Origin of the sequence: Desulfococcus sp. (genome assembly GCF_041737845.1) — a bacterium.
Lineage (GTDB): Bacteria > Desulfobacterota > Desulfobacteria > Desulfobacterales > Desulfococcaceae > Desulfococcus.
In genome coordinates, this window is the sequence record NZ_JBGSQX010000032.1 from 1 (window position 1) to 12,910 (window position 12,910).

Annotated in this window: 10 protein-coding genes; 5 read left to right on the forward strand and 5 right to left on the reverse strand. The window is 61.8% G+C overall.

What is annotated here, in order from left to right; genetic code table 11:
* Nucleotides 1-277 precede the first annotated feature (277 nt).
* Complete coding sequence (locus ACEW8N_RS03920; RefSeq protein ID WP_373498495.1) at nt 278-973, forward strand: GntR family transcriptional regulator; 696 nt, start codon at nt 278-280, stop codon at nt 971-973.
* A 24-nt stretch (nt 974-997) separates the two neighbouring features.
* Here the strand turns inward: ACEW8N_RS03920 and ACEW8N_RS03925 are convergent, their stop codons facing one another.
* From ACEW8N_RS03925 to ACEW8N_RS03935, 3 genes are read right to left on the reverse strand one after another with little or no spacing between them, the layout of a single operon-like run.
* Nucleotides 998-2,539, reverse strand: a complete 1,542-nt coding sequence (locus ACEW8N_RS03925) for an aldehyde dehydrogenase family protein (RefSeq protein WP_373498496.1) — start codon at nt 2,537-2,539, stop codon at nt 998-1,000.
* A gap of 50 nt (nt 2,540-2,589) precedes the next feature.
* Nucleotides 2,590-3,888, reverse strand: coding sequence for a thiamine pyrophosphate-dependent enzyme (locus tag ACEW8N_RS03930; RefSeq protein WP_373498497.1), 1,299 nt, complete (start codon nt 3,886-3,888; stop codon nt 2,590-2,592).
* Complete coding sequence (locus ACEW8N_RS03935; protein ID WP_373498498.1) at nt 3,881-5,002, reverse strand: transketolase C-terminal domain-containing protein; 1,122 nt, start codon at nt 5,000-5,002, stop codon at nt 3,881-3,883. The genes ACEW8N_RS03930 and ACEW8N_RS03935 overlap by 8 nt, the downstream gene beginning before the upstream one ends.
* A 429-nt stretch (nt 5,003-5,431) precedes the next feature.
* Between ACEW8N_RS03935 and ACEW8N_RS03940 the strand changes: the two genes are divergently transcribed.
* Complete coding sequence (locus ACEW8N_RS03940; RefSeq protein WP_373498499.1) at nt 5,432-6,808, forward strand: NAD(P)/FAD-dependent oxidoreductase; 1,377 nt, start codon at nt 5,432-5,434, stop codon at nt 6,806-6,808.
* 68 nt (nt 6,809-6,876) lie between these two features.
* Complete coding sequence (locus ACEW8N_RS03945; protein ID WP_373498500.1) at nt 6,877-8,028, forward strand: bifunctional oligoribonuclease/PAP phosphatase NrnA; 1,152 nt, start codon at nt 6,877-6,879, stop codon at nt 8,026-8,028.
* Nucleotides 8,029-8,199: 171 nt separating this feature from the next.
* Here ACEW8N_RS03945 and ACEW8N_RS03950 read toward each other — a convergent pair whose 3' ends face one another.
* Both ACEW8N_RS03950 and ACEW8N_RS03955 read right to left on the reverse strand, forming a co-directional pair.
* Nucleotides 8,200-8,886, reverse strand: coding sequence for an endonuclease/exonuclease/phosphatase family protein (locus ACEW8N_RS03950; protein WP_373498501.1), 687 nt, complete (start codon nt 8,884-8,886; stop codon nt 8,200-8,202).
* Nucleotides 8,887-11,064, reverse strand: coding sequence for a VTT domain-containing protein (locus tag ACEW8N_RS03955; protein WP_373498502.1), 2,178 nt, complete (start codon nt 11,062-11,064; stop codon nt 8,887-8,889). It abuts the gene before it with no gap.
* A gap of 434 nt (nt 11,065-11,498) precedes the next feature.
* On the opposite strand from ACEW8N_RS03955, the gene ACEW8N_RS03960 reads away from it, so the two are divergent.
* A complete protein-coding gene (locus ACEW8N_RS03960) occupies nt 11,499-11,900 on the forward strand; it encodes a hypothetical protein (RefSeq protein WP_373498503.1) in 402 nt (133 codons plus the stop codon).
* Between the two features lie 11 nt (nt 11,901-11,911).
* Nucleotides 11,912-12,841, forward strand: coding sequence for a DUF1566 domain-containing protein (locus ACEW8N_RS03965; RefSeq protein WP_373498504.1), 930 nt, complete (start codon nt 11,912-11,914; stop codon nt 12,839-12,841).
* The last annotated feature ends 69 nt before the right edge of the window (nt 12,842-12,910 follow it).

Here is a 12,910-nt window from a genome sequence, read left to right on the forward strand (position 1 = left end):
CCCCGGCCGGCGGCGCCGCGCGCCACGGCGCCGGTGAGCCTCATATCGCCTGCGGCGTGAACCGCTCTCGAAAGGTCCGCGCCCACCCACCCGGTGGCGCCCGCGATACACACATTGATCGTCATCTCATCGTCTCCTTGATCCGTGTTTGAAAACACTTTCCGCCAAAATCAATCTGAAGCGATATTCCTTGTCATCAATTGACAATCCCGGCCAAATAAATTAATCAAAAATGTGATTACATCGTTGACGCCCGAGGGGGTGGAGAAAAGCAGACGTGACGCCGAAAAAACCTGAAAAGAAGGCCGCGGGCGACCTGATGGGGCATGCCCAGAAAGCCTACGAAGGCATCCGGAGGATGCTGTTCCACAATGAGATCGTTGCCGGTCAGAAGATTGCCTACCGCGACCTGGCGGAAAGGCTGGGCATGAGCCAGACGCCCGTGATCCAGGCCCTGAAGTGGCTGGAGGTCCAGCAACTGGTCCGCCATGAAACCAATCGCGGGTACTACACGGCATCCATCAGCCTGCAGGAGGTCAGGGAGATCTACGAACTGCGTGAATTGGTCGAAATCTCCCTGCTGCCCAAAACCCTGGAGCGCCTCGACGCCCGGAACATCCAGCGCCTGAAGTCCGCCCTCAATGCCCATGCCAGGGCCTCCCGCGAGGTCTACCTCTATGATCGCCTCCTCAAGGACATGGAGTTTCATCTGACCCTGGCATCCCTTTCCGGAACCCTGGTTCAGCAAAGCGTGCTGCGGAACCTCTTTGACCTGCTCTATCTCAAATACGGCGGAAACTTCCTCTTTTCCACATCCATGGCATCGGCCGACGCGGACCACCAGGCGTTGGTCGCAAGCATTCTGAGCCATGACCTCCAGGGCGCCCGGAAAACCCTCTCGCGGCATATCCGGCGGGTTCAACGCCACGTTCTGGCGGGGGTGGAAAAACAGTTGAACGCGACCCGGCTGTGAGCCCGGGGCCGGCCGCCCGCTCTCCTAAATCTCGAATTTGATGCCCTGGGCCAGGGGCAGCCCTGTGCCGTAATTGATCGTATTGGTCTGCCTGCGCATGTAGACCTTCCAGGCGTCGGACCCGGATTCCCGGCCCCCGCCCGTTTCTTTTTCCCCCCCGAACGCGCCGCCGATTTCAGCGCCGGATGTGCCGATGTTGACGTTGGCAATCCCGCAGTCCGATCCCCGGGCCGACAGGAAGATCTCCGCCTGGGAGAGGTCCCGGGTGAAAATGGCCGAGGCAAGCCCCTGGGGAACGTCATTGTGAAGCGCGATCGCGTGGGTCACATCGCCTGTGTAACGGATCAGGTACAAAATCGGCGCGAACGTCTCTTCCTGAACAATGCCGTAGTCGTTTTCCGCCGCCACCAGGGCCGGGGAAACATAGCATCCGCTTTCATATCCGCTGCCGGTCAGGACCCGGCCCCCATGGAGGATCTTGCCGCCTTCCCGTACCACCTTTTCCAATGCCGCGACAAAGCCCTGGACCGCATCCCGATCGATGAGGGGTCCCACGTGGTTGGCCTCGTCCAGGGGGTTTCCGATTTTCAAAGCATCATAGGCCTTTTTCAGGGTCTGGACGACTCGGTCATAGATCGCATCATGGATAATCAGACGCCGGGTGGAGGTACACCGCTGTCCGGCGGTGCCGACGGCGCCGAAGACGATGGCGGGAATCGCTGCTTCCAGGTTCGCGTTCTCGGTGAGGATGACGGCATTATTGCCGCCCAGCTCCATGATAGACTTTCCCAGCCGCCCGGCGACGATGGCCGCCGCCCGTTTTCCGACCCGGGTCGAACCCGTGAGGGAGATGAGGGGGATGCGCGGGTCCTGGAGCACCCGCTCGCCGATGACGGCTCCGCCCCCGATGACGAGGTTGAACAGGCCTTCCGGCAGGTCGTTTTCCCGGATGACCTCCGCGATGATGTTCTGCAAGGCGATGGCCGCAAACGGCGTCTTGGAGGAGGGTTTCCACACCACCACGTCCCCGCAGACGGCCGAGATCAGCGCGTTCCAGGACCATACCGCCACGGGAAAATTGAACGAGGTGATCACGCCGACGACGCCCAGGGGATGATACTGGTCATACATCCGGTGGTCGGGCCGCTCGGAGTGCATGGTGAACCCATAGAGCTGCCGGGACAGTCCCACGGCGAAATCGGCGATGTCGATCATCTCCTGGACCTCGCCCAGCCCCTCCTGCAGGGACTTTCCCGTTTCAAACGTGATCAGCCGGCCCAGGGGATCTTTATAACGCCTGAGCTTCAACCCGATCTGTCGGACGATCTCGCCGCGCCGGGGCGCGGGCACCTGCCGCCATTTCTTAAACGCGGCGCTGGCTTCGGTTATAATCCACTCGTAATCCGCATCCGATGCCTTGAACACGGATCCAATGGACTTGCCCGTAATGGGAGAGATGCTCGCGATCTCTCCTTGATCCGCGGTCCGGCCCCACCGGGCGCCGGTGGAGGATCCCACGGACTGCTGTGCAATCCCCAACGTCGCAAAAAGGTCGGTTAGCGTCATGGCCTGCCCTCCTATTGGCTGATGCCGGATGGGGGATGATCCCCCGGCCGTCAGGTTCCTGCAATGACCCTGTCGATGACGTCCAGCGCCATGTCGCGGACCGCGCCCTTGAAGCGCAGGTTCACCGCCTCCTGCAGCATCTCCAGGGTCAGCGCCCGCCTCTCCCGGGCCAGAACGGCCAGGGCGGCAAGTGCCCAGTCCGGCGATTTGATTTTTTTCCCCTTGAAATCCACGTCGATAACAGCGGCCCCGCTCGGGGGCAGCGCCACCCCGGCGTCTTTGACAACCAGGGCTTCGGGCGAGAGCCGGGCCAGCATCCCCTTCCGGCGGGCCACGCCCTCGGGCGCCAGGGCGATGACCACCGACGGGTTTTCAATGCCGGTGTATCCGATCTCGGTTTCCGACAGGATGACCTCGCTCACCGAGTGCCCCCGCATCACGGTGATGGGGTAGTCGTTCTTCTGGGCGGCGTGACATCCGGCCGCGACCCCGGCCAGACAGAGCAGTTCCCCTGCGGTGACGATCCGTTGACCGGCGCTTCCCAGCATCACCACTTCCCGGCGGCCTTTTTGGGGCGGCCGGCAGGTGGGCTCAATGCGGATTGGAGGGGGGGCCGTCTTCTGCATGGCGGCTTCCTGCCGGTACGCGCGGCCGTATTCCATTCTTTCGTTTTCAGACCGAAATCCGGAGAGATCGGGCAGCCCGGCAAGGCCGGCCTCGATGCTCCTGGGGGTGAGTTTGTTTTTCCGGGTGTAGCGCCCCGGGCACAGCCCCCAGATGTCGACCAGGGAAAAACCGTCATGGGCGATGGCCGCCTTGAGGTGATCGACCAGGGCCTCATCGTATGTGGAGACCCGGGAGACCATGGCCGCGCCCGCGGCGCCGGCGACCCGGCAGATGTCCATGGGTTTTTCCAGCCGGTTCAGGAAGCCGGAGCCGACCTCGGCGTCCCGGGGCGTGGTGCTCGAACACTGGCCGCCGGTCATCCCGTAATTGAAATTGTTCAGCACCAGCAGGGTGAGGTCGATATTGCGCCGGCAGGTGCTGAGGACGTGCGCGCCCCCGATCCCCAGGCCGCCGTCGCCCATGGTGACGATGACCGTGAGGTCCGGCCGGGCCATCTTGATTCCGGTGGCATAGGTAAGGGCCCGACCGTGGAGACCGTGAAACGCGTGGGTGTTGAAAAAGGTGTCGAAAAGGCCGGAACACCCGATATCCGTCACGATGACAACCTGTTCACCGGCCTTCCCCATGGCCGTCAAGGCATGGTCCAGGACGCGGAGGACCCGGTCGTGGGCGCACCCGGGGCAGAAAACCGGCGGACGGCCGCTGTTCAATAGACTATCCACGTTGAATCACCTCCTGGATCTGGCGAGGCGTGATGAGTTCGCCGTTCATCTGTCCCAGGAACTCGACCGGTTTGCCGGGCAGGAGCCGCTCGATTTCCCGGACATACTGGCCGAGATTCATCTCCGCCACGACCACCCGGCGGTACGGTCGGGCCTTTTCCCGGATCAGCGTTTCGGGAACGGGCCAGAGGGTCTTCAGGACGAGGAGCGCAGCCTTGCGGCCGGCAGATCCGGCCTGCATGATGGCCGCCTTCGCGGCGCGGGCGGTCACCCCGTAGGCGATCACCAGGGTATCGGCCCCGGGGACGGCGGTTTCGTCATAGAAGGTGAATTCCGGGACGGTGCTTTTGATCTTGGCGAGGAGCCGCTCCTGCATGAGCCCGATCTGCTCCGGGTCGGTGGTGATATAGCCGTCCGGGCCGTGGGTCGAGGAGGTCTGCCGGACCAGGGTCTGGTGGCCGATGGGAAGAAAGTCCGGCACCTGCCGACCGCCCGCCGCGCCAAAGGGCAGAAACGGTCCGTCCGGATCCGCCGTCCGGCGCTCCGCGACAGGGGGCAAGTCGAGGCTTTCCAGGTCAAGGGTCTCCCGGGTCATGGAGATCTCCTTGTTGGCGGCCACAAAGACCGGGCAGCGGTATGTTTCCGCCAGGTTGAAGGCCTGCATGGTGAGGAGGTAGCAGTCCTTCACATCCACCGGGGCCAGCACGATCACCGGCAGCCCTCCCGAATTGCCCCATCGCAGAAACTGGATGTCGCCGTCTGCGCCCTTGGTCGCGGACCCGGTGGAGGGCCCCAGGCGCTGGACGTCCACGATGACGAGGGGGATCTCGCTGCCGATGGCAAACGAGATCTGCTCGCTGTAGAGGCTGATGCCCGGCCCGGAGGTCGCCGTCATGGCTTTCATGCCGGCCATGGAAGCCCCGAGGCAGAAGCCGATGGAGGCGATTTCGTCCTCCCCCTGAAGACAGATGCCCCCGTTGGGCGGCAGCAGCCGCAGCATGGTGTTATAGATCGTCGTGGCCGGCGTAATGGGATACCCGGCGAAAAATCGGCACCCGGCGGCCAGGGCTCCCCAGCCGATGGCCTCGTTGCCTTCCATCAATGTCAGCCCCATGTTCCCGCTCCGTTCGAGGGTTGCCTTCGATTATAAATTTGATCAAATTTCCAATCAATTATTTCCCCGTTTAATGAATCGGATTCGAGATGTCAACCCTTTTCGGAGGCCGGGAGCAGACCTTCGATCCGGGAGGTGACGGGCCGGGTGGCATGGGATTGGCCGATATGGTGACGCCCTTCAGGTCGATCCATCCATCGACGGACAATTCCGGATGACATCCAATATGGACCCCTCGTTGGGACCGGCTTTGGAAATACAGGCGCCGGCGCTCCTTTTCAGCGCTTCAGCCTTGTATTCCAACCCGTCCGGCGCGCAAATGGATTGCCGCCCCCATTGCAGCGCCGGGGTTTTCTGCATATTATTATCCATAATGTCAAACCGAGGTGGGCATCCTGCCGGATGTCAACAAAACATTTGGAGGTGATTATGTCCAAACGATATGACGCGCTGGTCATCGGTTCAGGTACGGCCGGTCAGACCGCGGCCTACGAACTGAGCCGGAACGGACTCACGGTGGGGATGGTTGAACACAGCGACCGGCCTGGAGGGACCTGCGCCCTCAGCGGCTGCCAGGCCAAGAAATGGTTTTACGAAGGAACCGAGGTCGTGGCCCGGTCGCGCCATCTCATGGGCATCGGCATGGCGTCGACGGCCACGGCTGACTGGTCGGCGCTCCGAGAGGCCAAGAACCGGTTCACGGGGTCCGTGCCGTCCAACACGGTCAAGGGTCTGGAGAAAGCGGGGATCGATCTCATCCGGGGCCAGGCCAGGTTCACGGGCATGGAGAGCATTTCCGCGGACGGCCGGGAGCTTTCGGCGCGCTACATCGTCCTCGCTACGGGTGCAGCCCCCATGCCCCTGCCCATGGAAGGTTCCCAATTCATCCTCACGAGCAGCGATTTCATGGAACTGGACCGCCTGCCCCGCCGGATCGTCTTTATCGGCGGCGGATTCATCTCCTTCGAATTCGCCCATTTCGCCGTCCGCCTGGGGCCCTCGGATACCCGCTGCACCATCCTGGAGGCCGCCCCCCGTCCGCTGGGCCCGTTCGATGAAGAAATGGTCGGCCTTCTTATGGAGGCATCCGCCGAAGCGGGCATCGATATCCATTCCAACGTGACCATCCGGGCCGTCGAGAAGACCGACCGCGCTTTCAGCATCACCACGGAAGACGGCAGGCGGTTTGACGCGGATCTCGTCGTGCACGGCGCCGGCCGGGCACCGAACCTCGACGGTCTGGACCTGGACCAGGCCGGCATCGAAGCATCCAGACGCGGCATCACGGTCGGCCGGAACATGGCAACAACCAACCCGCGGGTATATGCCGCAGGCGACTGTGCGGCCACCGTCCAGCTGGCCCGGGTGGCCGACGCCGAGGCTCTGACGGCGGCGGCCAACATCATTCGGGAGCACAGCGGCGACGGGCAGGAGGCAATCATGAACTACGCGGCCGCACCGTCGGTTCTCTTCACGTATCCCCAATACGGGATGGTGGGGGCGATGGAAAGAGCCCTTGAAGACCAGGGCGTCGCCTATGAAAAAAGTTTCGGAAAAAACCTTGACTGGCCGACCTACACACGGGTGGGAATGAAATCGGCGGCCTATAAGGTGCTCGTGGGAGACGGTGGAAAGATCCTGGGCGCGCACATCCTGTCCGACAACGCCGCCGGACTGATCAACACCTTCACCCTTGCCATGGTCAACGGCATTTCCGCAGCGGAACTGCACCGCCAGAGCATCATGACCCCTTATCCCTCGCGGGAGAGCGACATCATCTACATGCTGAGGCCCTTGATCCGATAATCCGCAGCATTCACATGACCGAGGGTAAAGCACCGCTCCTCAAACCATCTATTCAGGAGGCCCATGTCATGACGGATCAGGAAGCACATCCAAACAGCGCGGAATACAGCCCGCAATCCGGCCTGCAACCCAACGATCCCACGGCGAAACTGATCGAAACGCTGGAAAAGCATCGGGGAGAAAAACATATCATCGTACTCCAGGATTACCCCGACCCCGACGCCATCTCCACGGCTCTGGCACACCAGCTCTGCTGCAGCCGGTTCGATATCGAAACCGACATGGTCTATTGCGGCCGGATCAGCCATCAGCAGAATATCGCGCTGGTCCGGCTGCTGGGGATCAAGCTCCTTCGCCATGAGGCGTCCCTCGACCTGACGCAATACCGGGGCGCCGTTTTCCTGGATACTCAGGGGGCCACGGCCACCGCGCTGAGCAAAGCCCTCTTGGCGGCGAAAATCCCCAGGCTGATCGTCGTGGACCACCACGAGGCCCAGGCTGAGTTGAACGCTGAATTCCAGGACATCCGCCGCAACATCGGAAGCACGGCCAGTATCTACGCTGAATACCTCAAGAATGGACTGCTGGAGCTGGACAGCGCCGTTGCCGAACATGTCAAGGTCGCCACAGCGCTGACCCACGGCATCATCACGGACACCGGCGGATTCGTTTATGCCAAGCCGGAAGATTTTCAGGCGGCGGCATTCCTGAGCCGCTTTAAGGATGCAGACCTGCTGAATCAGATTATGATGCAGGAGCGCTCCCGGCAGACCATGGATATCACGGAACGGGCATTGAGAAACCGCGAGCTCGCCGAAAGCTTCTCCATCAGCGGCATCGGCTACCTCCGGGCCGAGGACCGGGACGCTATTCCCCAGGCTGCGGACTTCCTGCTGAGCGAAGAGAACATCCACACCGCCATCGTATACGGCATCGTCACCAGCAAGAACGAGGATGAAACCCTGGTGGGGTCGTTCCGGACCTCGAAGATCACCCTGGACCCGGATGCCTTCATCAAGGAGGTCTTCGGCAAGGATGCCGGCGGCAACTATTTCGGGGGCGGTAAGCTCTCCGCCGGGGGGTTCCAGATCCCTGTCGGCTTCCTGTCAGGCGTGAGAGACGAAGGCTATCGCCAGAAAAAATGGCAGCTTTTCGACACCCAGATCAAGCAGAAGATTTTCTCGAAAATCGGCCTCAAAAGCAAGGTGGCTGAATCATGACGGCGCAAAGGCGGTGAGCGAACCTTAAGCCTGGACCGGCAGCTTTTTGAACCCCGATCCCTCCTCCGCACAAACGGGATGAACCACCGGCCGAAGGACGCGGACCTGGAACTGTCGTCGGACTGATATCCTTTTCAAATCCTTCGGATGGTAACGGCGGTGACGCCGCCTCTAAATCTCCACCTCTGCCAGCAGGGGCAGATGATCGGAGGCGATCGAAGCGGGCGGCGCCGTATGAGGACAAAGGGAAACCAGCCGGTCGCCGGGGTGAACCCAGATACGATCCAAGGCCAAAAACGGTCGATGGCTGGGGAAGGTGGCGGGCGCGGCCATGGCGCTGAAACGGCGTTTCACCCACCTCAGCGGACGCCCCCACAGGAGCCATTCGTTGAAATCGCCCATGAGAATCGTCACCGCGCCGGCCTTTCGGTCCAACAGCCCCAGTATCCGGCGCATCTGATACCGCCGCTCTAAAGGTCGAAGCCCCAGATGAGTCGCCACCATCCGGACAGCGCTGCCGTTCACCCGCAGCATCAGGGCAACAGCCCCCCGCGGCTCCCTGCCCGGCAGGCTGAGATCCAACCGTTTGACCCGGTGGGGGGCGATCCGGGTCAAAGCGGCATTGCCATAGGCGCCCCTCTCATCCAGCAGGGTCGGTCCGGGTATCGCCTCGGCACGGACGGCCTCGGCCAGCCGGTGCAGCACATTCTCCGACGAAGCGCCGTCATACCCCACCTCCTGAAGCGCCGTAATGTCAGGATTCATCTGCCGAAGGACGGCGGCGATGCGGTCGGGGGCCTCGACCCCGTCGCGCCCAACACATCGGTGAATGTTGTAGGTGGCGATTCTGAGCCGCATTCAATGCGCTCCCCCCGTCGGTCGGTCATCGCCCTCTCGGCCGTCACGCTTTCGCTGCAGCCATCGCCGAAACCCGAAAAGCCCGCCTGCAACCATCGACACTGCAACGACGAGGGCGACAAAATGGCCGAGGTCCGGCATGCGGAGCGCTTCTGAGATGCGGTCCGCCAAGAAGACGATGGCCGTCACGCCGGGAACCATGCCGATGAAGGTGCCCAGGGCGAAATCCCGAAAGCGGATCTCGGAGACGCCGGCGATCAGGTTGATCACCGAAAAGGGAGCCACGGGAACGATGCGAAAGGTGACGACGGCCATCAACCCAGAGTCCGAAAGCTTGTGGCTGAGCCGGTTGAGGAGGCTCCCGGCGAATCGCCGCACCGTGTTCCTTCCCAGAAATCTGCCGACTGCGAAAACGGCGACAGCGCTCAGTTCGGCGCCGGACAAGGCATAGAAGAAACCCCACCAGGGGCCGAAAACCAGGACGGTGGCGATGATCAGTAGGGTGACCGGAAACGCCACCATTCCGCCGATCATGTATGCGGCGGGGATCCAAAGCGGCGTCAGCGGCTGCCGCCGGATCCATTCTCCCGCGGCGCGGACGGAGTCCAGGTCTACCCATTCGCCCATGGGGGACCAGCGCCACAAGGCCGTCAGCAGAATCACGCCGGCGATCAGGAGGATGACCCTCAACAAGTGCCGGTAGGCGGAGGGTTGCTGCTCGCGGCTCACAAAATAGTCGAGGAGTTCATCCGGCTCCATCGGTTTTTCGGGGTCGAGGAGCGCCGACTCGGGAACCCACCGGTCGATCTCGGGCGGCACATCCCCGGGGAGGGGCACCAGGGTGCGCTCCCCGGCGCACAGGGATTCGACGGCCTTGATGAGCGAACCGCTTTTCTCAAGGGCATCCGCGACTTGGGCGGGGGCCGCGCCCAGATGCTCGGCAAGCAGCCGGTTTCGAAAATGGGCGATGGACGACCGAACCCGATTCTCCGACCCGGCGGCGATAGCCAGGTCGCACTCGGAATCGAGCCCCATGGAGCGGTTGCTCAAATTGGAAGAGCCGATGCGGACGAAATCATCGTCGATGACCATGACCTTTGCATGGACCATGAGGGCGCAGTAAGGGGCTTCGGCGATTCTCGGGAAGTAGACGCGGAGGCGGCCGTGGACGTCGGCCTTCCGGAGGCTGCCGAGAACCCGGCTTCGGAGGACATCCATGGTGTGCCGCTCCAGCCAGCCGCCGGTTTTTTCCGGAAGGACGATCACCACCTCGGGGCCGTCCGGCGCCTTGAGGCGCTCCTTCAGGGACTGCCCGACATTGTGGGAGCTAAGATACTGGTTTTCGATGTAGATGTATCGTTTCGCGGCCGCAATGCTGTCCAGATAGAGCCGCGCCACCTCCCGCACCGCCGCCTGGTCGCCGTAGGCGGGAAGCGTCCGGGCCACGGCAACCTGGACGTCTTCGACATCCGGATCGAGGACGGCGGGCCAGGGGTCATTCCCGCCCGGCGTTTCAGGCCCTTCGAGCCCCTCGGGCGCATCCGTATCGCAGGGTGCGTTCCCCGCGGCACGTGTCCACCGGTCTCGGGCCAGCTCGCCCAGCGCCCTGGCCGCCGGTCCGTCCACGGCCATCTGAACATCGTGGAATGGCGGATAGTGCTCTCCGTCGGGGTCGATTCGGCGGGGGTCATCTATCAGGTGTTCCGGGGTATCCCAGCGCCACTTGCTCAAATCCAATCCGCCGACAAAGGCGACGGCATCGTCCACCACCACGATCTTCTGATGCTGGGATGCCCCGACAGGATGATGACCGTCCAGGCAGAAATGGATCCGCTTATGGGTGCGCCACTTCAGCTTGTACCGCGGAAAAAATTCACGCTCCATGGCGTAGATCATGGCAAAATCCCAGCTCAACAGATAGATGTGGAGCCGGTCCCGACGGGACGACAAGCGGTCGAGGTACTCGCCGAGCCTGGCGGGGCCGTCGCAGTCTTCGCCGTCCCGAACCAGGAGGAGGTCGCTGTGAAGGTCCCAGCCCACGATGAAAATGCTTCGGCGCGCCCGGGCGAAGGTTGCGTACAGTGCGCGAAAATAGGCCTCTCCGTCGACAATGAACGCGGCTCGGCGGGCGCTCAACTGCTGCCAGCAGTTGCGTGATGGTTTAAGAATCTCTTCCAATGGATATCATCCCCGTATGATGTCGTTGAACCTGACACCGTCGAAATGGCACGTCGATGCCGGCCGCCGGATTACCAATAATGAAGCCGCCTATAAAAAGCAGATTTCTTTGAGACTTCGAAGCATTTGCGTGGGCTCCTCCTTGTTCCCTGCTGGTGCTTGTTCCGGAGGTTTTGAACCGAAGACGGATTTCCAGCCCGACAGTGGACAGCCATCATTCTATCGGATCCAATGGATTTGGGACATGGGGGGAAGCACTGATTCCGGGGCGGCGGATCGTGTATCCCGGAATCGGCCGTCGTCCATTGGAATAAAGCCTGTTTTCAGATTAACTACAGGATGGCGCTACTATCGCCGACCATGAAATTCCGAATATAATATTAGACAGGTCGAAGTCGTGAAAGATATCAACCCGCAGACAGAAAGGAGCGCTTATGCTGTTCATAGGTCATTTTTCGTTCGATGAAGTGGACGTCGACGGCAGGGTGAAGCACGGCTATTTCAGCAGCATCGTCGATGCTGAAAGCCCCGAGGCCGCCGTCGCCAAGTTTGAAGCCCACATCAAGAAGATGAAAGGCACCCACAAGGTCATGGACAACGTGGTCAACGTCTATATCGAGGAGATCCTGAGGATCCCCAGGATCCCCGAAACGCCGATGATCACCCGATTTCAGTCATCCCGGGGCGAATTTCCCCCATCCGTCAGCCACGCCCTGCCGGGCGTCGACAGCGGAGACGCCGAGGCCTTCGGCTTCACTCCCGATGTAGAGCGCCAGAGGGCGTCCGACGGCCACGGTTTTGTCGAATCGAAACCTTTTATCACTTTTTCCGGCTGACGAAGGCAATCATGGGTCCCCACCTGTTGGAAACCGACCAGATCCGGTGTTACGCGGAAGACGGCGAAGAGATCCCGTGCAGCGGAACCGGACAGGATGCCGCTTTCGAAAAATCCTCCCGTCTGCTGCAAGGGCAACGATTTGAGGTTCTGGACCGCGTCGTCAGGGATGGGTTCACCGGCGCCGTCTGGACCCGGGACGCGAACCCGGCGGAATACCCGCTCACCTGGCAGGAGGCCCTTGACTTCGCCATGGAGATGCGAAAACAGAGCGCCCACGGGTACAGCGACTGGCAGCTGCCATCCCGACGCCTGCTCTTTTCGCTGCTCAGCCACCAGAACGTGAACCCGTCGCTTGCCTGCGGGCATCCCTTCGAAAACGTCTTTACCGGCTATTACTGGACCGGAGATACGTGCCGCCGGCTTCCCGATCAGGCCTGGTACGGCCATATGGGTGGGGGCCGCATTCACAGAGGGATGAAATACGGTTCCTACATGGTCTGGCCGGTGTCTTCGCCGCACAAACCAGAGACCCTTCCGGCGGGCCTGGACAACGACAGGTTCACGGTCGACGGCGACTATGTTTACGACGCCCGCACCAGGTTGACCTGGCATAGAAATGCCGATTTTGCCGGTCGTCGGCTCACCTGGCAGGAAGCGCTTTCGCGGGTTCAGGCATTCAACAGCGAAAATAACGCGGACGGCCAAAGATGGCGGCTGCCCAACATCAGGGAGTTGGAGAGCCTCGTAGACCTGGGGGAGCATACGCCGGCCCTGCCCGCCGGCCACCCCTTTCTCAATGTTCGGGAGGCCTACTGGTCGTCGACGACCAGCGTCTACGAGCCCCGATACGCCTGGACCCTTTACAGTCGGGATGGATTCATCGGCGTGGGCTTCAAGCCGCGGAATGATTTTTACGCATGGCCGATGAAAAGCGGATAATTCCGACCGACCCGGAGACCGGTGTTGAATTCATGAAACCGCATCAAGTTGTTCCATCCCATCCCTTGC

Bases quoted from the DNA above. Each gene is read 5' to 3' on its own strand.
- ACEW8N_RS03925 (WP_373498496.1), bottom strand. From the start codon at position 2,539: ATGACGCTAACCGACCTTTTTGCGACGTTGGGGATTGCACAGCAGTCC.
- ACEW8N_RS03935 (WP_373498498.1), bottom strand. From the start codon at position 5,002: ATGGGGCTGACATTGATGGAAGGCAACGAGGCCATCGGCTGGGGAGCC.
- ACEW8N_RS03940 (WP_373498499.1), top strand. From the start codon at position 5,432: ATGTCCAAACGATATGACGCGCTGGTCATCGGTTCAGGTACGGCCGGT.
- ACEW8N_RS03945 (WP_373498500.1), top strand. From the start codon at position 6,877: ATGACGGATCAGGAAGCACATCCAAACAGCGCGGAATACAGCCCGCAA.
- ACEW8N_RS03950 (WP_373498501.1), bottom strand. From the start codon at position 8,886: ATGCGGCTCAGAATCGCCACCTACAACATTCACCGATGTGTTGGGCGC.
- ACEW8N_RS03960 (WP_373498503.1), top strand. From the start codon at position 11,499: ATGCTGTTCATAGGTCATTTTTCGTTCGATGAAGTGGACGTCGACGGC.
- ACEW8N_RS03965 (WP_373498504.1), top strand. From the start codon at position 11,912: ATGGGTCCCCACCTGTTGGAAACCGACCAGATCCGGTGTTACGCGGAA.